Raw genomic sequence first — 20897 nt, forward strand, 5'->3', positions numbered from 1 at the left:
GGACGGGCCGGGGCCGCCGGGGGCGCGTCGGCGCGCGGCGGCGGGCCGGGCTCGTGGTCGGCGGGCTCGTCGGCGGGCTCGTCGGGGGGGCCGGGGTGGTCGCGTGGGCCGAATCTCACGTCCACGATCCTGTGCAGAGAACAAGATCGTCGGCAAGCTCTGAGCTGATCATCTTCTCCTCGGACGGTCGCCGCGTCGGGGACGCGGCGACGGGGTTCACGACGGACCGAAAAGCGCGGCGCAGAGATGGTCGAAGCGGTCGGGGCCGTCGTCGGCGGCGAGGACGGTCAGGACGGCGGGGGCCGCGCCCTCCGGTTCGTCCAGGCGGAGCCGGAGGGACACCTCCCGGAGCATCGACTCTTCGACCCCCTGAGCTGCGGCGATGTCCTGGAGGCTGACGGAGACGACCTCGGGGAGGTCGACGAAGACGGGCAGTTCGGCCGCGGGGAGCCGCTCGACCCAGAGGTCGAGGAGGCGCCGGGCCAGGCCGTTCAGGACGCGCCCCCACGCTTCGACCAGCGTCGGCGGGACGTTCTCGGTGAGGAGTTCGGGCAGGCCGAAACGGGCCAGCCCGTTGGTCGTGAACCAGAAGCCGTGTGGGCCGTCCGCGTGCGGGAGCAGGATCCAGTCGGTGAGCCGGACCGTCCCGTCCGGGCCGGGGAGGGACCGTTCCAGCCGGTCACGGCCGAGGATCTGCGGCGTGAAGCCGTCCAGGACGGGCATGCTCAGCGCCGCGCCGACGGCCCCGGCGACGGCGCGCGCCGCCCATTCGTGCGCGGGCGGCCACCCCGGACGGTAGGCGGCGCGGACGGCCAGCAGGTGGGACGCGGCGGACAGCGCCCCCAGCTCGGCCCGGGACGCCCCGTACGCGGCGAGCAGGTCCATCGGGAGCGGCGGGAACTCGCGGGCCGGACGCAGGTCGAGAGTGAGCAGCGGACTGGCGAGCATCCCGAGGACGAGGTCGCGGAGCGGCGGCCGGACGAGCCGTGCGACCTGGTCGCGGGCGAGCCCGCGCGGATCGGCGGGCGGTGCGGCGAGCGCCACGGCATAGGTCGCGTGCAGGTTCTCCGGAACCGGCAGCGTCAGTCTCTCTCCCACAGCGCCCCATCCCCGACGACCCCGGCCCGAGGGAGCCCGGCGTCCACCCGACCGACACTACAGATCAGACGAGAGGGACACCGGAAAGCGATCTATCGCAAAAGAGACAATTTCCTACCGGGCCCTTCCGTCCCGTCACCACACCCTCCCGGCCCCCGGAAGGCGACTGCGAGCGCGGTCGCCCCGCGCCCGCCACGCACCCCCGCCGCGATCCGCCACCCCCTTCCGGCAGAGCGTTCACTGTCATTCATTGCAATGCACTTCACGGGAAGCATTGCGTTGACTTTCATCGCATTGCAATGATTTCAAGACTCTGACCTGCACATACATACTTCAGACGCAACGAACAAGTTGCTGAAACAGGAAAGGCAACGTAGCGTTTGCGTTGTTCGAAAGGACGGCCCGCCGCGAGGCGGCGCCGGGAACCCGACCCGCCACCACAGGCGCTGGACGCAGACCGCATGGAGAGAACGATGCAGAAGTTCGACACCCCCGCCCCGATCGCCGCCGTCCTGGAGATCCCCGCCGGACGCGTCCAGCTGATCGCCGCCGACCGCGCCGACACCGCCGTGGAGGTCCTGCCCGTCAACGCCGGCAAGGGCCGCGACGTGAAGGCCGCCGAGCAGACCACGGTCGAGTACGCCGACGGCGTCCTGCGGATCGGGACGACGGCGACCGGCAACCAGTACTTCGGCCCGTCCGGCTCGGTCGAGATCACCGTCCGGCTCCCCGCCGGTTCCCGGGTCGAGGGCAGGACCGGCGGCGCCGAGCTCCGCGGCGTCGGCCGCCTCGGCGACGTCGCCTTCGAGGGCGCCTACCGGACGATCAAGATCGACGAGGCCGCCGGCGTCCGGCTCACCGCCGTGGACGGCGACGTCGAGATCGGACGCCTCGGCGGACCCGCCCACATCACCACCAACCGCGGGGACATCACCATCACCCAGGCCACCCGCGGCAAGGTCGTCCTCGCCACCCACTCCGGCGACATCACGGTCGGCGCCGCCACCGGGGTGTCCGCCTCGCTCGACGCCGGGACCTCCCACGGCCGCGTCAGCAACGCCCTGCGCAACACCGGCGCCGCCGAGCTGGAGATCCACGCCACCACCTCCAACGGCGACATCACCGCCCACAGCCTCTGAACCCCACAGCCCCTGACCCCCCACTGCCTCCTGAACCCCCACAGCCTCTGAACCCCGCGCCTCCGCACCACAAGCCTCCCGAGCCGAAGTCCCCCCAAGGAGCGGCAACCATGACGAACCTGGCCATCGCGGCGACCGGACTGCGCAAGTCCTATCGCGACAAGAACGGCGAGAAGGTCGTGCTCGACGGCATCGACCTGAACGTCCCCGAAGGAACGGTCTTCTCCCTGCTCGGCCCGAACGGAGCGGGCAAGACGACGACCGTGCAGATCCTGTCCACCCTGATCCCGGCCGACGCCGGAACCGTCCGGGTCGCCGGACACGACCTGGCCCGGAATCCGGACGACGTGCGCGGCGCGATCGGCGTCACCGGCCAGTACTCGGCGGTCGACAAGCTGCTCACCGGCGAGGAGAACCTGCTCCTCATGGCCGACCTCGAGCACCTGTCCCGCAGGGACGGCAGGAGGCGGGCGGCCGAGCTGCTCGAGCGCTTCGACCTGGTCGAGGCGGGCCGCAAGCCGGCCGGGACCTACTCCGGCGGCATGCAGCGGCGGCTCGACCTCGCGATGACCCTGGTCGGCGAGCCGCGCCTGATCTTCCTGGACGAGCCGACCACCGGCCTCGACCCGCGCAGCCGCCGCGCGATGTGGCAGACCGTCCGCGAGCTGGTCAGGAACGGCGTGACGATCTTCCTGACCACCCAGTACCTGGAGGAGGCGGACGAGCTCGCCGACCGGATCGCCGTCCTGGACCACGGGCGGCTGATCGCCGAGGGCACCTCCGAGGAGCTCAAGCGCCTCATCCCCGGCGGCCACGTGTCGCTCCGCTTCCCCGACGACGACGCGCTCAAGGACGCGCTCGGCGCGCTCGGCCGGGGCTTCGTGGACCCGGCCGACGACGACGGCCTCACGCTCCAGGTCCCGTCCGACGGCGGTGTCGCGTCCCTGCGCGACCTGCTCGCCCGGCTGGACGCGGCGGGCGTCGAACCCGCCGCCCTCAGCGTCCACACCCCCGACCTCGACGACGTCTTCCTCACCCTCACCGGCCAGACGCAGGAGGCCTCCCGATGAGCACCCTCGCCCTCGCGCTGCGCGACTCGTCCACCATGACCCGCCGGCAGCTCAAGCGCCTGGTCCGCTACCCGTCGATGACCGTGCAGCTGATCGTGACGCCCGTCATCATCCTGCTGCTGTTCGTCTACGTCTTCGGCGGCACGCTCGGCAAGGGGCTCGGCGGCGGACGCGACGCGTACATCGACTACGTCGTTCCCGGCATCCTGCTCATGACGGCGGCCACGGCCGCGACCGGAACCGCCGTCATGGTCGCGACGGACATGAAGGAGGGCATCATCGCCCGCTTCCGCACCATGCGGATCTTCCGGGCCTCGGTGCTGACCGGCCACGTCATCGCCGCCGTCGTCCAGCAGCTCCTCGGGATGGCCGCCCTCATCGGCATCGCCCTGGCGATCGGTTTCCGGCCGGACGCCGGCGTCCTCGAATGGCTGGGGGCGATCGGGATGCTCACCCTGTTCGCCGTGTCCATCACCTGGCTGACGGTCGCGCTCGGCCTGAAGTCCGCGACCCCGGAGGCCGCGAGCAACGCTCCGATGCCGCTGGTCTTCCTGCCCTTCCTCGGAAGCGGTTTCGTCCCGACCGACTCGATGCCGACCGTGCTGCGCTGGTTCGCCGAGTACCAGCCGTTCACCCCGATCATGGAGACCCTCCGGGGCCTGCTCCTCGGGACCCCGATCGGTGACAGCGCCGCGATCGCCGCCGCCTGGTGCGTGGGGCTGACCGCCGTCTCCTACCTCTGGGCCAAGAAGACCTTCAACAAGGGATGAGCGTGAGGTGGCCGGGCAGGGCCGTCGGACCACAGGGGTCCGGCGGCCCTGACGCATTTCTCCGCAGAGTGACAATTCCGTCACTCTCTGAATGCGCGGTCGCGAAAATTCGGTTGCGCCGCCGGAAAGTGCTCTATACCGTGCGCCGAGCGCGATTAGGGACGGTAGGCCCTCAATTGTGACTGACGCCACGCAACCTTTTGGACCGTCCCAAGCGTCTTACTCAGTGAGAACGCCACCGAGAGTGGACGGCTCGATCAGGCAAGGCCCGCGACGTCCCGCGATCAGGGGTCGCCCTGGCACCGCCGATCCGGCCTCCTCCCTCCCTCGGCCCACCCTCCATGCGAGGCCGAGACCCCGCCGGCGCGAACGCTCACCCATCCGGGAGAGGTCGCCGTGCGCCCACGAGCCCCCGGCTCGGACGCGCGACGCGACGCGAGCACGCGCCGAACCGGCCGGGACGGTGGCCTGATCCACGGAGCACGAGGGGCGGTCCGTCCGCCCGAACCGACGCGCCGACAGCGCGTCCGCCACCGGCCCACAAGGCCCACGACCCTCGGGGAGCGACGATGACCGCTGTGACCATGCCCGTCCGCGCACAGGACGAGACCCTCCGCCACGACACCGGACGCTACGAGCGTGACGTCCTGCCGCTCGCCGACCCGCTGTACGCCAGCGCCGTCCGGATGACCCGCAACAGCGCCGACGCCGAGGACCTCGTCCAGGAGACGCTCGCCAAGGCCTACGTGAACTTCCACCAGTTCCAGGAGGGCACGAACCTCAAGGCGTGGCTGCACCGCATCCTCACCAACAACTTCATCAACACCTACCGCAAGAAGCAGCGCGAGCCGCAGCGCGCCGGCTCCGAGGAGCTGGAGGAGTGGCAGATCGCCCAGGCCGAGGCGCATTCGACCGGGTTCCGGTCCGCCGAGTACGAAGCCCTGGAGCGGATCCCCGACCAGCGCGTCGTCACCGCCCTGCGCTCCCTGCCGCAGGACTTCCGGGACGCCGTCTACCTCGCGGACGTCGAGGGGTACGCCTACAAGGAGATCGCGGCGATGATGGGCACCCCCATCGGCACCGTGATGTCGCGCCTGCACCGCGGCCGCAAGCAGCTCCGCGAGGCCCTCGCCGACCACCCGTCGCGCGCGACGCACGAGCTCGCCGCCTGATCCTTCCCCGATGCCCCTCCCCGGGATTTCTCTCCAGAGCCTCCTTTCCCCAGGTCACCCGCTTCGAGCAGGTGATCGCGGCCCCGCCATTGGCCCCGTGATGGCGGGGCCGCCTCATTTCCTGGCCCCGGTCTGACCAACCTCGGCGAAATTGCCCACGTTCGGTAGCCATGTGGATACATTGGGCAACCATTCTTCTGTGAACGTGGGGAGTTCTCATGAAGCATCTGGTCACTGGGGCCCTGGCGGCGGCGCTGGCCTTCGGGACGACGGTGCCGCCCGCGGAGGCGGCGACCGCCGGGGCGCACGGGGTCGCCGCGGGGACGGTCCTCCGGCTCACGCTGACGTATCCCTCGAGCAACACTTCCGGGACGCGGACGGTCGTCCTCCGCTGCGACCCGCCCGGGGGCGACCACCCGAAGGCCGCGCAGGCGTGCGCGGACCTGACCAGGTCCAGCGGGCGGTTCGACCACGACCCGGCGCGGAACGAGGTCTGCCCGATGATCTACCACCCGGTGATCGCGCAGGCCACCGGGCGCTGGCACAGCAAGGGCGTCCGGTTCCGCAAGCGGTACGGCAACGACTGCGTCATGCGCTCGCGCACGGCCCGCGTCTTCGCCTTCTGACGCGCCCTTCCCAAACCGCTCATCGCACCACCTCGCCGAACGGCCCGGACGATCCGCTCCGGGCCGTTCGGCATACCCGACCCGACCGCGGGTAGAGCGCGCCCGTAGAGGGGCACGGGCGCGAACGGAGGTACCGGCGATGTCCCCTGAAGTCCCACGGGTGAGCGACGTGATGACGACCCGGCCGCGGTCCCTCCCGCGCGACGCCACCCTGCACGAGGCGGCCCGGCTGATGCGGGACGAGGGCGTCGGCGACGTGCTGGTCACGGTCGACGGACGGCTCTGCGGCATGGTCACCGACCGGGACATCGTGGTGCGCGCCGTCGCCGAGGACCGGGACGCGCGGATCACCCCGCTCGGCGAGATCTGCAGCGCCGACCTGGCGACCGTCCGGCCGGACGACGACACGGGCACCGCCGTCCGGCTGATGCGGGAGCGGGCCGTCCGGCGGCTCCCGGTCGTGGACGAGGCGCGGCGGCCGGTCGGGATCGTGTCGCTCGGCGACCTGGCCGGCCGCGACGTCCTGTCCCTTCCGACACTGGAGGAGATCTGGAAGGCGCCCCCCAGCGTTTAGGCGGCCTGGTCCGTTCTTGGAAGTGAGGGGATACCGTCGGGAGGGTGCCGCCCACCGTCCTGACCGACCGGCTCGCCGTGGAGATCGCCCGCCTCGGCGTGGTCGGCGCGTCCTCCGACGTGGGGACGCTGGCCCGCGTCGCCGAGCTCGCCGCCCAGGCCGTGCCGGGGTGCGCGGGCGCGTCCGGCGTCCGCTGGGCCGTGCCGGACGCGCCCGTCGCGTCCGATGGGTCCGGTGCGTCGGGTGGGACTGGTGGGGCCAGGGTGCCGGAGCCGCTCGCGCACGCGGCCAGCCATCCGGAGCTGGCCGAGATCACCGACCGGCAGCTCGCGCGCGGCAAGGGCCCGATCTTCGAGGTCGCCGCCACCCGCCGTCCGCTGGCGTCGGACGACGTGCTGGTCGAGACCCGCTGGTCGGAGACCACGTCCGACATGCTGCGGCGCGGGGTCCGCTGCTTCAGCACGACCCCGCACGACCACGCTCCGGTGCTGGTCACCCTCACCCTGTACGGGGTGACGGCGGGCGGCCTGGCCCCCGGCCAGCACGCCCTGGCGTCGCTGCTGGCCGCGCAGGGCAGCGCCGCCGTGTCGAACGTCCTCCAGTACGACGAGGTCCACCGGGCGGCCGCCCAGCTCAGGGAGGCCGTGGAGGCCCGCGCCATCGTCGACCAGGCCAAGGGCATCCTCATGCACGCCCTCGGCTGCGACGCCGACCAGGCGTTCGCCGAGATGCGCCGGATCTCCCAGACCCGCCACGTGAAGCTCACCGCCCTCGCCCAGCGCATCGTCGGCGGCCGCGGAGTCTCCTGAAGGCCGGGTCACCGAAAGGCCGGGTCACCGGGTGGAGCCGGCTCCGGCACTCCCCTGCCGGGTCTCGTCCGTGCGTGAGCCGCCGGGGTCCTCTGGCCAGGCGGTCTCGTCGGACGATCTGGGCGTGGGGCTGTATCGCCGCAGGTGGGGTGTCAGCGCCGTGGGGTTCGGGTGCGGCGGTGGGGCGGGGGTAGAGCTGGGGAGGCGCGTGCGGGAGGCGGACGTGAACCGGCAGGGACGGGTGATTCGGGATGTTCGGCGGGGACGGACAGGTTCGGGGCTCCGGGTCGCTCTCCGTACATGGGGTGCCATTCCCGGAATAGGCTGCGAAGGCCGGTCGGCCGGTCGCGCCGAGGGATCGCTCTGGGGAGCAGCCGAGGCCAAGGCCGGTGTCAGCGTGCGAAGCCGAGGACAGGGAGGGGTCCGATGCGCGAGCGGCTCGACCCCGAGAGCGTGCTGCGCGAGGTCGCGGGCCTGGAGGGCCGGATCGAGGAGCTGCGGCGGGCCGCGGAGCTGCCGGACGCCGACGCGCGGGCGACGCTCGACGCGGCGCTCGTCGAACTGGAGCTGGCGGTCGCGGCGCTGCGGACGGTCGGCGGCGAGCAGGGCGGGGCCGCCGGGCACACCGCCGCGGCCGAGGACGAGCGGCGCGTCCTGAAGTCGGTGTTCACCGACGCGCCCGTCCCGCTGTTCCTGCTCGACCGCGACGCCGGGGTGCGGCGCGTGAACCGGCAGGCGGCGGACCTGCTGGGGACGTCGACCGGGTACATGGCGGGCAAGCGGTTCACCGCGTTCTGCGATCTGGCGACGCGGGCGCCCCTGCGGTCGCAGCTCGCGGCCGTGATCCGGACGGGACGGCGCTGCCGGGTTCCCGTGCGGTTCCTCGGGCGGGAGCGTCCGGTGGACGCGGTGGTGACGCTGGCGCGCGTGTGGATCCGCGGCGAGCCCGACCCGATGGTGGTCGCGGTCGCCGGTCCGACCACCACGCCCGTCGCCCCCGCTCCCCGGAGCGGGACGGCGCCCCGAAGCAACAGCATTCCGCAGGGCGACAGCGTTCTGCAGGGCGACAGCGTTCCGCAGGGCGAGAGCGTGGCGCGGGGTGTGGACGTGGCCGGGGACGAGGCGGTCGCGTCGCTGGTGCACCGGATGGACGTCATGGCGTCCGTGACCGAGATGCTGCTGGACGAGCCGGTGTTCAACGAGACCGTCGCGGCGCGGCGGTGCGCGCGGCTGCTGGCGACGGAGCTGGCCGAATGGGTCGTCATCGACCTGGTCCCGCAGCGGCAGGCGGACGGCGGCGGGCAGACGGCGGCCGCCCGGAACGGCGAGGGCACACCGCGGCGGCACGTGGTCATGGGCCCCGGAGAGGACGAGGACGCCGAGGACGCGGCGCGGCGGATCTCGGAGACGGATCCGGAGCCGGGGACGCTCCCCTGGACGGTCTTCGAGACCGGGCAGAGCGACCTGCGCCCCCACGCGGAGGACCTGGACCTTCTCGGCGCCTGCTCGGACGGGCGGCCGGTGCTGAGCACGATCGGCGCGACGTCGGTGCTGTGCGTCCCGGTGACGGACGGCGACCGGGCGATCGGGACGATCACGCTCGCGGGCAGCGGCGAGCACGGCCCGTTCGCGCTGCTGGACCTGTCGGTCTGCGAGCGGATCGGCCGGTACCTGGGGCTGGTGATCCGGGCGGCGCGGCTGTACCGGCGGCGGGCCGAGGTCGCGGCGACGCTCCAGGCGAGCCTGCTGCCGCGGACGCTGCCGGAGATCGACGGGGCGGAGCTGGCCGCGCGGTACACCTCGGCGACGCACGGGACGGACGTCGGCGGCGACTTCTACGACGCGTTCCCCGCCAAGGACGGCTGGGGCCTGGTGCTCGGCGACGTGTGCGGCAAGGGCGAGGACGCGGCGGCGGTCACGGCGACGGCGCGGCACGCGGTCCGGCTGGTGTCGCGGTGGCGGGCGGACCCGGCCGAGGTGCTCGCGACGGTCAACGAGGCGCTGCTGACCGAGGACCGGTTCGTGACGGCCGTCCTCGCGGGGATCGCGCCGCGGGGCGCGGGGATGCGGGTGACGCTCGGCGTCGCGGGGCATCCGCCCGCGATCGTGGTCCGCGCGGACGGCCTGATCAGGACGGCGGCCCGGGGCGGGGTGCCGCTGGGGCTGTTCGGCGACTTCGAGGCCGGGCTCGACACGCTCGACCTGGCGCCCGGCGACACGCTCGTCCTGTACTCGGACGGCGTGCTGGACGCGTGCGACGTGACGCGCCGCCAGTTCGGGCGGGACCGGCTGCTGGAGACGCTCGCCGCGCACGCGTCCGGGCCGGTGGACGACATGCTCGGCGCGGTCGAGCGGTCGCTGCTCGACTTCTGCGACGGGGACCTGCGGGACGACGTGTCGATGCTGGCGCTCCGCGTCCTGCCGCCGTCCCTCGACTGACGCGCGGGCCCCGGTCCCCTGCTCGAACATGAAACGGGCCGGAGCAATGCGCTCCGGCCCGTCCCCTGTGACGATCAGTACGCGCGACCGAAGATCACGCGCTTGCCGTACGCGGACGGCTGCCCGCACTTGACGCAGGTGCCGGTCTCCTCCGGCGCGTCCATCGGGATGACGCGGGGCGTGGCCGAGGTGTCGGCCTTGATCTCGTCCTCGCACTCGGCGCGGCCGCAGTGGAACGCGCGGGCCCAGCCGCCGGCGACCTGGGCGGCGAACGCGTCCCAGGTGGCGACGTCGGCGGTGTGCTCCTCGCGGAACGCCTCGGCGCGGGCGAGCAGGAACGACTGGAAGTCGGCGAGGATGCCGGGCAGCAGCTCGGGCACCTTCTCCAGCGGGATCTGCTCCTTGCCCTGGCCCTCCACGGTCGGCAGGCGGCGGGCGAGGGTGGCGACGCCGTTGTCGATGTCGCGCTTGCCGAGCTCGATGCGGACGGGCACGCCGCGCATCTCCCACTCGTTGAACTTGAAGCCGGGCGACAGCTGCGGGCGGTTGTCGTCGACGTGGACGCGGATGCCCATGGCCTTGATCGCGCCGGCCAGGCGGCGGGCCTCGGCAGCGGCCTCCTCGCCCTGCTCCTTGCGTCCGATCGGGACGATCACGACCTGGTAGGGCGCCAGCCGCGGCGGCAGCACCAGGCCCTTGTCGTCGCCGTGGGTCATGATCACGCCGCCGATCATGCGGGTGGACATGCCCCAGGACGTGGTGTGGGCGAGGGTGAGCTTCTCGGCCTCGTCCTGGTACTGGATCTCGAACGCCTTGGCGAAGTTGGTGCCGAGGTAGTGCGAGGTGCCGGACTGGAGGGCGCGGCCGTCCCGCATCATGCCCTCGATCGTGTACGTCCGGACGGCGCCGGCGAACCGCTCGCCCGGCGTCTTCTCACCGGCGATGACGGGGATCGCGGCGAGTTCGCGGGCGACCGCGGCGTAGGTGTCCAGGGCCCACATGGTCTCGCGCATGGCGTCGGCCTCGTCGACGTGCGCGGTGTGCCCCTCCTGCCAGAGGAACTCGGTGGTCCGCAGGAACATCCGGGGGCGCATCTCCCAGCGAACGACGTTCGCCCACTGGTTGAGCAGCAGCGGAAGATCGCGGTGCGAGTCGATCCACTTGGCCATGTACTCGCCGATGACCGTCTCGGAGGTCGGCCGCACGACCAGCGGCTCCTCGAGCTGCTTGCCGCCCGCGATGGTGACGACCGCGAGCTCCGGCGAGAAGCCCTCGACGTGCTCGGCCTCACGCTTGAGGTAGGACTCCGGGATGAACATCGGGAAGCACGCGTTGTCGTGCCCGGCGTCCTTGATCCGGCGGTCCAGGTCGGCCTGGATCAGCTCCCACACCCGGTAGCCGTACGGTCGGATGACCATCGTGCCGCGCACCGGGCCACGGTCCACCAGCTGGGCCTGGACGACCAGCTCGTTGTACCAGGCGGAGAAATCCTCGCTCTGCGGTGTCACACCTTCTCGACTCACGCCCCCAAGGGTACTGACGTGAGGCACCGTCCAATAACGCGATGCCGACGGCGCGTCCACACCGTTATCGTCACCGCATGCGCTGGTCACACCTGTTCGTCCCCACCCTGCGGCAGGATCCGGCGGACGCGGAGGCGCCGAGTCACCGGCTGCTCCTGCGCGCCGGATACGTCCGGAGGCTGCACGCGGGGCACTACTCGCTGCTGCCGCTGGCCGTCCGGGTCCGGGCGAAGATCATCGAGGTCGTCCGCGAGGAGATGGACCGGATCGGGGCGCAGGAGATGCTGCTCCCGGCGATGCATCCGGCGGATCCGTGGCGGCGGTCGGGACGCTGGGACAAGATCGGCCCGGAGATGTTCCGGCTGGCCGACCGGCGCGGCAACGAGCTGGCCCTGGGCATGACCCACGAGGAGATCTTCACGACGCTGGGCCTGGAACTGACGTCGTACAAGCAGCTTCCGCAGCACTGGTACCAGTTCCAGACGAAGTTCCGGGACGAGCCGCGTCCGCGTGGCGGGCTCATGCGCGTGCGCGAGTTCACGATGAAGGACGCCTACTCCTTCGACATCGACCAGGACGGCCTGGACGCGTCGTTCGCGGCGTACAGAGCGGCCTACGCGCGGATCTTCGAGCGGCTCGGGATCCCGGCGGTGCCGGTCGAGGCGTCCAACGGGGCCATGGGCGGGACGGGGTCGACCGAGTTCGCCTGCCCGTCCGAGGTGGGTGAGGACACCGTGGTGCGCTGCCCGTCCTGCGGGTACGCGGCCAACGCCGAGACGGCCCGCTCCCGGCTCGCGATGATCGACGACGGGGACGCCGACACGGGCGCGGACGGCCCGGGCGCGCCGGAGCCGTTCGACACGCCCGGAGTGCGGACGATCGAGGACCTGGCGTCCGGACTCGACGTTCCCGCCGACCGGCAGATCAAGACGCTGGTCTACCTCCTGGACGGCAGGCTCACGCTCGTCCTCCTGCGCGGCGATCATGCCCTGAACGAGCAGAAGCTCGCGGACGCGACGGGCGCGTCGGACGTCCGGGCCGCCGGGCCCGACGAGATCCGGGACGCCCTGGGCGCGCTGCCCGGCAGCCTCGGCGCGGTCGGCGTGACCGGCCCGCCCGTCCTGGCGGACGAGGCGCTGCGCGGCCGCCGGGCCATGGTCACCGGGGCGAACCGCGACGGCGTCCACCTGCGGGGCGTGGACGTGGCGCGCGACATCCCGTCGCCGGTCTGGGCGGATCTGCGCGAGGTCGCGGCGGGCGAGGGGTGCGCGTCCTGCGGGACGGCGCTGGAGGTGTTCCCGGCGATCGAGGTCGGCCACATCTTCAAGCTGGGCGACCGCTACACCCGCGCGATGGGCCTGGCCGTCCTCGATGCGGACGGCGGGCGCGTCCACCCGCTCATGGGCTGCTACGGCATCGGGATCGAGCGGGCGATGGCCGTGATCGTCGAGACGCACCACGACGACCGGGGCATCGTCTGGCCCGAGGCGGTCGCGCCGTTCGCGGTCGCGGTCGTCCCGGCCCAGACGGGCGACCCGGAGGTCGCCGCGACCGCCGAGCGCCTGTACGGCGAGCTGCGCGGCCGGGATCGACACGGTGATCGACGACCGTCCGGAGCGGGCGGGCGTGAAGTTCCGCGACATCGAGCTGACCGGCGTCCCGCACCGGCTGACGGTCGGGCGCCGGGGCCTGGCCGAGGGCGTCGTCGAGCACACCGTCCGCGCCACGGGCGAGACCGTGGGGCTCCCGGTGGACAAGGCCGTCGCGCACCTGGTGTCGGTGCTCTCGGGCTGATCGGTGCTCTCGGGTCGATCCGCGTCCGTCCGGGAGCCGGGCGGGACGCGGATCGACGCGTCACGGCTGTGGCGGGATCAGCGCGCCGCCGGGGAACGCCTTCGCGGACGCCCCGCAGGCGGGGCATCCGGGGTCGATCCAGGGCGGCTGGCTCGGCAGCCCGTCGTGGTACCAGGCGGTATGGGAACCGCTCTGGCGCGCTTCGAACACCTGCTCCCAGCTCCAGACGCAGCGTGGGCAGTGGAAGCGCCATCTCTCGTTGCTGGTGTGAACGTCCTTGACGCACATGGCGTCCTCCGCATCGTCCTCACGTGAATGAGCGCACGGGCGGACGACCCGGTGCGGGCCGGCCGCCGGGGACGGTCACGTGCGGGAGACGCGAAGGGTGATGAGGAGGCCGGCGCCGGGGGCGCGGCCGTCGCCGCCCGCGGCCGCGACCGGGGTGGCGGCGCGGGGCTCGGTGGCCGGGGCCGGAAGGGCCGGGGCGAGGACGCGGGTCAGGGTGCGCGGGAGGCGGACGCTTCCCGGGCGTCCCGGTTCGGCGCTGGCGGGGCGGACGGCCGCCGAGGGTTCGCCGTGCCGGCCGGGGCCGTCGTCCTCGTCGCCGCAGCCGGGCGAGGCGGTCTGGACGGTTCCGGGGTCGTTCGCGGTGGCGGTCGGCGCGGTCTCACCGGGGACGATCAGCGCGGTGACCAGGGCCAGCAGGACGAGCAGCACCCGGGCCGACGGCCGGGTGGATACCTGCGGGAACCGGACTGCACGCACAGAACGAACCTTACCTCACGCTCCGTGACGAGAGCAGTGCGATACGTGATGTGCATGACCGGAAAAAGCGCTTGACCGGGAGCGGGTCCCCTCCGGGAGGATCCTGACCCATGGGACACGTCGAGGTCGGGCATATCAGTCACACGCTGCCGGACGGCCGCGTGCTGCTGGAGGACGTGTCGTTCCGGGTGGGCGAGGGCGTCACGGCGGCGCTGGTCGGGCCGAACGGGGCCGGGAAGACCACGCTGCTGCGGACGATCGCCGGGGACCTGACGCCGCAGGAGGGGTCGGTCGCGCACAGCGGCGGCCTCGGCGTGATGCGGCAGTTCGTCGGGAACGTCCGGGACGAGTCGTCCGTGCTGGACCTGCTGCTGACCACGGCGCCGCAGCGGCTGCGGGACGCGGCGGCGGTCCTCGACGCGGCCGAGCTCGCGATGGTCGAGCGGGACGACGAGCGGTCGCAGATGCGGTACGCCGAGGCGCTGTCCGGGTGGGGCGACGCGGGCGGGTACGAGGCCGAGGTGCTGTGGGACGCCTGCACGATCGCCGCGCTCGGCGTCCCGTACGACCGGTGCCGGTACCGGGAGGTCTCGACGCTTTCGGGCGGTGAGCAGAAGCGGCTCGTCCTGGAGGCGCTGCTGCGCGGCCCGGACGAGGTGCTGCTGCTGGACGAACCGGACAACTACCTCGACGTCCCCGGCAAGCGCTGGCTGGAGGACCGGCTGCGCGAGACGTCCAAGACGGTGCTGCTGGTGTCGCACGACCGGGAGCTGCTCGACCGGGCGGCCGACCGGATCGTGACCGTGGAGGCCGGGACGGTCTGGATCCACGGCGGCCGGTTCGCGACGTACGCCGCCGCCCGCCGGGACCGGAACGAGCGGCTGGAGGAGCTGCGCCGCCGCTGGGACGAGGAGCACGCCAAGCTCAGGCAGCTCGTGATCATGATGAAGGCCAAGGCCACCTACAACGACTCCATGGCGTCGCGGTACCAGGCGGCGCAGACGCGGCTGCGCAAGTTCGAGGAGGCCGGGCCGCCGGAGGTCCCGCCGCGCGACCAGAGCCTGAAGATGCGGCTGCGCGGCGGCCGCACCGGGAAACGCGCCGTGATCTGCGAGGGCCTCGAGCTGACCGGGCTGATGCGGCCGTTCGCGGCGGAGTTCTGGTACGGCGAGCGGGTCGCGGTCCTCGGGTCGAACGGGTCGGGCAAGTCGCACTTCCTGCGGCTGCTCGCGCACGTCGCGGAGGACCTCCCGCGCGGCGCGACGCCCGTCCGGCCGGTGGCGCACACGGGCGTCGCGCGGCTCGGGGCGCGTGTGGTGCCCGGACTGTTCGCGCAGACGCACGCCCGTCCCGACCTGGAAGGGCGCACGCCGTGCGAGATCGTCATGACCGAGCACGCGCGGCTGCGGAACGACGCCATGAACGCGCTCGCCCGGTACGAGCTGCAGCTCTGCGCGGAGCAGCCGTTCGAGACGCTGTCGGGCGGGCAGCAGGCGCGGTTGCAGATCCTGCTTCTGGAACTGGGCGGCGCGACGCTGCTCCTGCTGGACGAGCCGACCGACAACCTCGACCTCGCCAGCGCCGAGGCGCTGCAGGAGGGCCTGGAGTCGTACGAGGGGACGGTCGTCGCGGTGACGCACGACCGGTGGTTCGCGCGGTCCTTCGACCGGTTCGTGGTGTTCCGGTCGGACGGGTCGGTCGCCGAGGCGCCGGAGCCGGTCTGGGACGAGAAGCGCGTCGTCCGCTCCCGCTGACCGGCCGGTCGATCGCCGTTCTGGTCGATCGGTGTTCGCGGGCCCCGGGCACCGTTCCGGGGTTTGTATGGTGCTTTGGTGCGTGTTGTGGTGACGGGTGCGGCCGGGTTCATCGGGAGCCGGGTGGCGGAGGCGGCGGCGGAGGCCGGGCACGACGTGCTGGCCGTGGACGCGCCGGACCGGTCCCTCGCGCCCGCCACGGCCCGCCGCACCTGGGACGCGCTCGGGCCGCCCAGGATCGAGCTCGACCTGGCGTCCGCCGATCTCGCGCCGCTGGCCTCGGCCGACGTGGTCGTCCACCTGGCCGGACGGCCCGGGATCCGCTCGTCGTGGGACGCCGGGGACGCCGTCCACCGGGACAACGTGGTCGCGACGCGGCGCGTCCTCGCGGCGGCGCGCGGACGAGTGGTCGTGGCGTCCAGCTCGTCGGTCTACGGCTCGGCGGGCCGGGACCGTCCGACGCGTGAGGACGATCCGCTCGCGCCCGCCAGCCCGTACGCGGTCAGCAAGGTCGCCGTCGAGGGGCTGGCCCGGCGGCGTCCGGACACGGTCGTCCTGCGCTACTTCTCGGTCTACGGGCCTGGTCAGCGGCCGGACATGGCGTTCCACCGGTTCACCGAGGCGGCGCTGGCCGGGCGGCCGCTTCCGGTGTTCGGCGACGGGCGCAAGGCCCGCTCGTTCACGCACGTGGACGACGTCGTCGCCGCGACGCTCGCCGCCATGACGGCCGAGGCGCCCGGCGGGACGGCGATCAACGTCGGCCATCCGGAGCCGGTGACCGTGCGGGCCGCGATCGCGCTGCTGGGCCGGGTCCTGGGCGTCCGGCCCGAGATCGAGACCGCCGAACCGGTCGCCGGGGACGCCGACCGGACCTGGGCCGATCCGTCGCTGGCCCGCGAGCTGCTCGGATGGACGCCCCGGATCGCCCTCGCGGACGGGCTCGCCGACCAGATCGCCTGGCACCGCGAGATCGCCCTGGCCGTCCTGTGACCGGCATGAGGCATCGCGCGGCGTATTTCGCCTTCGACCTGTTCCCGTCGACGAAGGGGGCGGCCGTCCACATCGCGGAGATGGCGGACGAGCTGTTCGGGCGGTACGGCGGCGGGCTGCTGGGCGTGACGGGCGGCGGGGCCCTGCCGTCCCGGCAGGTCGAGGGCGCGCGGGAGATCGTCCGGTTCGAGGACGCCGTGCCGAACCTGCTCGACCGGTTCGCGGCGTTCTCGGCATGGGTGGCCGGGCAGGTCGCCGCGCACGCCGGGACGCTGGAGCTGGTCCACGTCCGGGATCCGTGGGGCGCGCTGCCCGTCCTGGCCGCGCCGGACCGCCGGTACCGGGTCGTGTACGAGGTGAACGGGCTGCCGTCGGTCGAGCTGCGGCACACGCGTCCGGGCGTCCCGGAGCGGACGCTCGCCAAGATCCGCGAGCTGGAGCGGCACTGCCTGACGGAGGCGGACGCGATCGTCGTGCCGTCCCGGGTGAACGCGGAGGCCGTCCGGGCGTACGGGATCCCGGACGCGAAGATCACCGTCGTCCCGAACGGCGCGGACGTCCCGGAGCCGCGCCCGAGACCCGCGGACGCGCCCGAGCGGTACATCGTCTACGTCGGCGCGCTCCAGCCCTGGCAGGGCCTGGACGTGCTGATGCGGGCGTTCGCGCGCCTCGCCGACCTGCCTGAACTGCGGCTCGTGGTCTGCTCGTCCGTCCCGCCGAAACGGGCGAAACCGCTACGGCGCCTCGCCCGCCACCTGGGCGTCGAGGACCGGGTCGTGTGGCGGTTCACGGTCCCGCACGCGGAGGTCCCGGCCTGGCTGGAGCACGCCGAGCTGTCGGTCGCGCCGCTCACCGCCTGCGCCCGCAACCTCGACCAGGGCTGCGCGCCGCTGAAGGTGCTGGAGTCGATGGCGGCGGGGACGCCGGTCGTCGCGTCCGACCTGCCGGTGGTGCGCGAGCTGATGACCGACCGGGAGCACGGACGGCTCGTCCCGGCGGACCGTCCGGCCGAGCTGGCCCGGGCCGTCCGGGTGCTGCTGGAGTACCCCGAGCAGGCGCGGGCCCTGGGCGCGCGGGCGCGAGAGCACGTCGCGGACACGCTGACGTGGGCGAACTCGCGTGCCCGGCTCGCGGAGGTTTACCGTACGTTGTCCTTCCGGCCCGTCGATCGGTGGTGACACATGTTCTGGCGTAAGCAGCGCAGGGCGTTGGAGCGCCTGCATCCCCTGCACCGGCAGCTCGTCGAGGAGCAGCGGTTCTCCGCGACGCTGCCGTCCGCCGACTGGACGGCGCTCGTGGCGAGTCTCGCCACGCACGAGCAGGTGATCTCGCGGCCGAAGTGGCGGCTGCCGACGCGGACCGCGTCGGTGGTCGTCCCGGTGCTGCGCGTCCTCCAGGAGGACATGGAGCCGGGCGCGCCCCTCGGCGTGACGGCCGACCTGCGCGGCCCGAAGGTCGACGAGAAGCGCGGCGAGCGCCGGGGCATCCCGGTGCGGCCGCCGGTCAAGTCGGGGCAGGAGACGTTCTACACCGACCCGTGGCTGGTCGTCCGGGCCGAGCTGCGCGACGGCAGCGTCCTGGACGTCGTGGTCGTCGAGCGCGTGCGGGAGCGGCGGCTGCTCAAGCGGAACCCGCGCGGCAAGATCAAGATCAAGACGAAGTCCAAGGCGGTCCGGACCGTGCGGGCGACGCGGCGGCTGCCGAAGGACGCGCGGGTGGCGCGGCCCGCGCCGCCTGCCCCGGCCTGGCTGGACGTGCGCGTCCAGCGGAAGGAGAACGGCCGGACGGTGCTGCGCGCGTCGGCGAAGGGGCCCGCGACCGACGACCAGCACGCGGTCGACACGCTCCTGACCGTCAGCGGCGAGCTGTTCCGCTGGACGCCGCCGCGCCCGCCCGCCGCGCCCCCGAGGAGGGCCCGTTGACCATGCCGCCGCCCCTGAACGGCCCGGTTCCCTGCTCGATCCTCAGCGGGTTCTTCGTGCTGCGCCGCTGCGAACGGCCCGCGGCCGGGCCCTGCCCCTCGTGCACCCGTCCCGTCTGCCCCGAGCACTTCGGCTCCGACGGCCTCTGCCCCGAGTGCTCACGGAACACGGCCCGCGACGCCTACGACCGCACCTGGACGTACGGCCACCGGCGCAGGCACTACGAGAACTCGTCGGCCGTGTACGGCTCCAGCACGTACTACCCGGACTACTCGTCCTTCGACGAGCACGACCGGGACGCGTTCGAGCCGGACGGCGGCGACTGGGCGGCCGCGTCCGGCGACTTCGCCGGCGGGGACGACTGGGACGGCGCGGACGGCGACGGGGGCGGCGACTGGGACTCCGGCGACGACGGGCTCGTGGACAGCTGATGACACGGGTCCTCTGGATCACCGAGCACCATCCGCCCAGCAAGGGCGGCATGTCCGAGTCGTGCGACCGGATCGCGCGCGGGCTCCGCGCCGCCGGTGTGGAGATCGACCTCGTCCATCTGACCAGGCGCGACGTCCCGTGGGGCCTGCGGCGCGAGGTCGGCGGACGGCGGCTCACCGCGCCCCTCGGCGCCGACCCCGAGCACGCGCTGCGCCGCCTCTGGACGCAGCTCACCGCCGCCCGCATGACCGGGTACACGCACGTCGTCGCGTTCGGCGGCGTGCTCGCGCCGCTGGCCGCGCCCGTCCTGGCCTCGCTGCTGGACGCCCGTCTCGTCACGCTGCTGCGCGGCAACGACATCGACGTCGGCGTGTTCTCGGCGCGGCGGCGCGGCGCGCTCACCGACGCGCTGCGGGCGTCCGCGCGGGTCTGCGTCGTCGCGCGGTCGCACATTCCGCTGGTCAAGGCCCTCGCGCCGGACGCCGGCGTGACGTTCGTGGCGAACAGCGTGGACACCTCGTCCTGGGAGCTGCTGCCCTCGGAGCGGCGGCGCGCGGACGCGTGGCGCGCGGCGAACGTCGCGGACGGACTCCGCACGCTCGGCGTGGTCGGGCAGCTCAAGGCCAAGAAGGGTGTCGGCTTCCTGCTGGACGCACTGCCCACGGGCGCGTTCCACCTGGTGCTCGCCGGTGAGGTGGACGACGCCGTGACCGGGCGGCTCGACCGGTTCGCGCACTCCGTGCTGCCGTTCCAGGAGCGGTACGACCTCCCGGCCGTGTACGCGGCGTGCGACCTGGTCGCGCTGCCGTCCTTCTACGACGGCATGCCGAACGTGGCGCTTGAGGCCGCCGCGCTCGGCGTCCCGCTGCTGTGCTCGGACGCGGGCGGCCTCGCCGACGTCGCGGACGACGAGATCGGCTTCACCTTCGCGGCGGGCGACGCGGAGGGCTGCCGCGATGCGGTCCGGCGCGCGGTGTCCGCGTCCGATGCCGAGCTGGCCAAGCTCGGCGCGGCCGGGGCCGAGCGGATCCGCCGCGACTTCACCCCCGCCGCCGAAACCGCCGGCTACCTGCGCGTTCTCACCGAGACGGCGTGAGCGCGGGAACACGATGAGGCGAGGGGCGGGATGATCGCCTGCTACGCGCGGGGCGCGGGGCTCGGGCACCTGACCCGGGTCCGGGCCGCGTTGCACGCGCTCGGCCGGGACGGCGATCCCGTGGCGCTGGTGTCGGACTCGCCGTTCGCCGCGCGCGTCGCCCCCGGGTGGACGGTCGTGCCGTCGCTGGCCGAGGCGGACGCGGACGAGGTCTGGATCGACGCCTTCCCCGCCGGGATCCACGGCGAGCTGGAGGTTCCGGAAGGCGGGTTCCGGGTCGTCCACCTGGCTCGGCTTCTGCGGTGGCCTGTTTACGAGCGGCTGCTGCCCGCCGTCCGTCCGCGGATCGACGTGACGTATATATGTGAGCCGCTCTCGCGCGTGCACGAGGCGTACCTGCGTGAAGTCTCCGGCGAGGTGAAATCGCTGGAGCTGGTCGATCCGCCTGCGCGCGTCGATGTCGACGTGGACGGGTGGTTGATCGTCCATTCGGGGCCGGACGACGAGATCCGGGAGCTGGTCGCGTACGCCGCCGACATGGCCGCCGCCGAAGGCGTCCGGCCTCGATTCACGCTGATCGCGCCGAGACGTCCGGACGGGCTGGCTGTGCGGGTCGTCCACCACGACGTCTATCCGGCGTGGCCGCTCGGCGCGCGCGCTGAGCGGATCGTCACGGCGGGCGGGTTCAACGCCGTCCGGCAGTTCGCGCCCTGGCGGGAGCGGCATCGGATCATGCCGTTCCCTCGCCGCCTGGACGACCAGTTCGCGCGCGCCGCCCGCGTCCGGGACCCGCTCGCCTAGTGGCTCGTTACGCAACCTTGCTGGGGTAACTGGTCCATGATCGGATCGGGGAGCTGGCGGCGAAGTTGGTTTTCGGGTGGGTGTTGTGGTTGTGCCAGCGGATGTAGGCGGCGATGGCGCGGT

19 protein-coding genes are annotated in these 20897 nt (G+C 73.2%); 16 read left to right on the forward strand and 3 right to left on the reverse strand.

The features are described from left to right. Positions 1 to 216: 216 nt before the first annotated feature. Positions 217 to 1098: a hypothetical protein gene (locus EBO15_RS37285; protein ID WP_233616714.1), complete on the reverse strand. Its 882-nt coding sequence runs from the start codon at positions 1096 to 1098 to the stop codon at positions 217 to 219. A 473-nt stretch (positions 1099 to 1571) separates the two neighbouring features. Between EBO15_RS37285 and EBO15_RS37290 the strand changes: the two genes are divergently transcribed. The 8 genes from EBO15_RS37290 (at position 1572) to EBO15_RS37325 (ending at position 9697) form a co-directional block, all read left to right on the forward strand. Then, positions 1572 to 2237: a DUF4097 family beta strand repeat-containing protein gene (locus tag EBO15_RS37290; RefSeq protein ID WP_122199192.1), complete on the forward strand. Its 666-nt coding sequence runs from the start codon at positions 1572 to 1574 to the stop codon at positions 2235 to 2237. A 110-nt stretch (positions 2238 to 2347) separates the two neighbouring features. Beyond that, entirely contained in the window at positions 2348 to 3307 is a 960-nt protein-coding gene (locus tag EBO15_RS37295; RefSeq protein WP_122199193.1) for an ATP-binding cassette domain-containing protein, read from the forward strand. Further along, positions 3304 to 4077: an ABC transporter permease gene (locus tag EBO15_RS37300; protein ID WP_122199194.1), complete on the forward strand. Its 774-nt coding sequence runs from the start codon at positions 3304 to 3306 to the stop codon at positions 4075 to 4077. Before EBO15_RS37295 ends, EBO15_RS37300 begins: the two co-directional genes overlap by 4 nt. A gap of 569 nt (positions 4078 to 4646) precedes the next feature. Continuing rightward, positions 4647 to 5249, forward strand: coding sequence for a sigma-70 family RNA polymerase sigma factor (locus tag EBO15_RS37305; RefSeq protein WP_122199195.1), 603 nt, complete (start codon positions 4647 to 4649; stop codon positions 5247 to 5249). A gap of 218 nt (positions 5250 to 5467) precedes the next feature. Further along, entirely contained in the window at positions 5468 to 5875 is a 408-nt protein-coding gene (locus EBO15_RS37310; protein WP_122199196.1) for an SSI family serine proteinase inhibitor, read from the forward strand. A 160-nt stretch (positions 5876 to 6035) separates the two neighbouring features. Next, positions 6036 to 6449 carry a CBS domain-containing protein gene (locus EBO15_RS37315; RefSeq protein ID WP_233616715.1) on the forward strand — a complete coding sequence of 138 codons (414 nt, stop codon included), beginning with the start codon at positions 6036 to 6038 and terminating at the stop codon, positions 6447 to 6449. Positions 6450 to 6493: 44 nt separating this feature from the next. Beyond that, complete coding sequence (locus tag EBO15_RS37320; protein ID WP_122199198.1) at positions 6494 to 7258, forward strand: ANTAR domain-containing response regulator; 765 nt, start codon at positions 6494 to 6496, stop codon at positions 7256 to 7258. 426 nt (positions 7259 to 7684) lie between these two features. Beyond that, entirely contained in the window at positions 7685 to 9697 is a 2013-nt protein-coding gene (locus EBO15_RS37325; protein ID WP_122199199.1) for a SpoIIE family protein phosphatase, read from the forward strand. Between the two features lie 74 nt (positions 9698 to 9771). Here EBO15_RS37325 and proS read toward each other — a convergent pair whose 3' ends face one another. Further along, positions 9772 to 11220, reverse strand: coding sequence for a proline--tRNA ligase (gene proS, locus EBO15_RS37330; protein ID WP_233616716.1), 1449 nt, complete (start codon positions 11218 to 11220; stop codon positions 9772 to 9774). A 77-nt stretch (positions 11221 to 11297) separates the two neighbouring features. On the opposite strand from proS, the gene EBO15_RS37335 reads away from it, so the two are divergent. Continuing rightward, a complete protein-coding gene (locus EBO15_RS37335; RefSeq protein ID WP_456047890.1) occupies positions 11298 to 13295 on the forward strand; it encodes a proline--tRNA ligase in 1998 nt (665 codons plus the stop codon). A gap of 82 nt (positions 13296 to 13377) precedes the next feature. Here the strand turns inward: EBO15_RS37335 and EBO15_RS37345 are convergent, their stop codons facing one another. Further along, complete coding sequence (locus EBO15_RS37345) at positions 13378 to 13779, reverse strand: hypothetical protein (RefSeq protein ID WP_147481836.1); 402 nt, start codon at positions 13777 to 13779, stop codon at positions 13378 to 13380. A 110-nt stretch (positions 13780 to 13889) separates the two neighbouring features. Between EBO15_RS37345 and EBO15_RS37350 the strand changes: the two genes are divergently transcribed. The 7 genes from EBO15_RS37350 (at position 13890) to EBO15_RS37380 (ending at position 20774) form a co-directional block, all read left to right on the forward strand. Next, complete coding sequence (locus EBO15_RS37350) at positions 13890 to 15533, forward strand: ABC-F family ATP-binding cassette domain-containing protein (RefSeq protein ID WP_122199203.1); 1644 nt, start codon at positions 13890 to 13892, stop codon at positions 15531 to 15533. Positions 15534 to 15611: 78 nt separating this feature from the next. After that, a complete protein-coding gene (locus tag EBO15_RS37355) occupies positions 15612 to 16523 on the forward strand; it encodes an NAD-dependent epimerase/dehydratase family protein (RefSeq protein WP_233616717.1) in 912 nt (303 codons plus the stop codon). Positions 16524 to 16528: 5 nt separating this feature from the next. Further along, positions 16529 to 17701 (forward strand): glycosyltransferase family 4 protein, encoded by a 1173-nt coding sequence (locus tag EBO15_RS37360; RefSeq protein WP_122199208.1) that lies wholly within the window; start codon positions 16529 to 16531, stop codon positions 17699 to 17701. Positions 17702 to 17704: 3 nt separating this feature from the next. Further along, the gene (locus tag EBO15_RS37365) at positions 17705 to 18445 is read left to right on the forward strand and encodes a hypothetical protein (RefSeq protein WP_122199205.1); all 741 of its coding nucleotides are present in this window, start codon (positions 17705 to 17707) and stop codon (positions 18443 to 18445) included. Continuing rightward, a complete protein-coding gene (locus EBO15_RS44685) occupies positions 18442 to 18876 on the forward strand; it encodes a hypothetical protein (protein WP_158628468.1) in 435 nt (144 codons plus the stop codon). Before EBO15_RS37365 ends, EBO15_RS44685 begins: the two co-directional genes overlap by 4 nt. Then, positions 18876 to 19973: a glycosyltransferase family 4 protein gene (locus EBO15_RS37375; protein ID WP_122199209.1), complete on the forward strand. Its 1098-nt coding sequence runs from the start codon at positions 18876 to 18878 to the stop codon at positions 19971 to 19973. The genes EBO15_RS44685 and EBO15_RS37375 overlap by 1 nt, the downstream gene beginning before the upstream one ends. A 30-nt stretch (positions 19974 to 20003) precedes the next feature. Further along, positions 20004 to 20774: a hypothetical protein gene (locus EBO15_RS37380; protein WP_122199206.1), complete on the forward strand. Its 771-nt coding sequence runs from the start codon at positions 20004 to 20006 to the stop codon at positions 20772 to 20774. Positions 20775 to 20897: the final 123 nt, after the last annotated feature.

The organism is Actinomadura harenae, from assembly GCF_003696215.1.
Classification (GTDB): Bacteria; Actinomycetota; Actinomycetes; order Streptosporangiales; family Streptosporangiaceae; genus Spirillospora; species Spirillospora harenae.

Bases quoted from the DNA above. Each gene is read 5' to 3' on its own strand.
- EBO15_RS37290 (WP_122199192.1), top strand. From the start codon at position 1,572: ATGCAGAAGTTCGACACCCCCGCCCCGATCGCCGCCGTCCTGGAGATC.
- EBO15_RS37295 (WP_122199193.1), top strand. From the start codon at position 2,348: ATGACGAACCTGGCCATCGCGGCGACCGGACTGCGCAAGTCCTATCGC.
- EBO15_RS37300 (WP_122199194.1), top strand. From the start codon at position 3,304: ATGAGCACCCTCGCCCTCGCGCTGCGCGACTCGTCCACCATGACCCGC.
- EBO15_RS37305 (WP_122199195.1), top strand. From the start codon at position 4,647: ATGACCGCTGTGACCATGCCCGTCCGCGCACAGGACGAGACCCTCCGC.
- EBO15_RS37310 (WP_122199196.1), top strand. From the start codon at position 5,468: ATGAAGCATCTGGTCACTGGGGCCCTGGCGGCGGCGCTGGCCTTCGGG.
- EBO15_RS37325 (WP_122199199.1), top strand. From the start codon at position 7,685: ATGCGCGAGCGGCTCGACCCCGAGAGCGTGCTGCGCGAGGTCGCGGGC.
- EBO15_RS37335 (WP_456047890.1), top strand. From the start codon at position 11,298: ATGCGCTGGTCACACCTGTTCGTCCCCACCCTGCGGCAGGATCCGGCG.
- EBO15_RS37350 (WP_122199203.1), top strand. From the start codon at position 13,890: ATGGGACACGTCGAGGTCGGGCATATCAGTCACACGCTGCCGGACGGC.
- EBO15_RS37360 (WP_122199208.1), top strand. From the start codon at position 16,529: ATGAGGCATCGCGCGGCGTATTTCGCCTTCGACCTGTTCCCGTCGACG.
- EBO15_RS37365 (WP_122199205.1), top strand. From the start codon at position 17,705: ATGTTCTGGCGTAAGCAGCGCAGGGCGTTGGAGCGCCTGCATCCCCTG.
- EBO15_RS37375 (WP_122199209.1), top strand. From the start codon at position 18,876: ATGACACGGGTCCTCTGGATCACCGAGCACCATCCGCCCAGCAAGGGC.
- EBO15_RS37380 (WP_122199206.1), top strand. From the start codon at position 20,004: ATGATCGCCTGCTACGCGCGGGGCGCGGGGCTCGGGCACCTGACCCGG.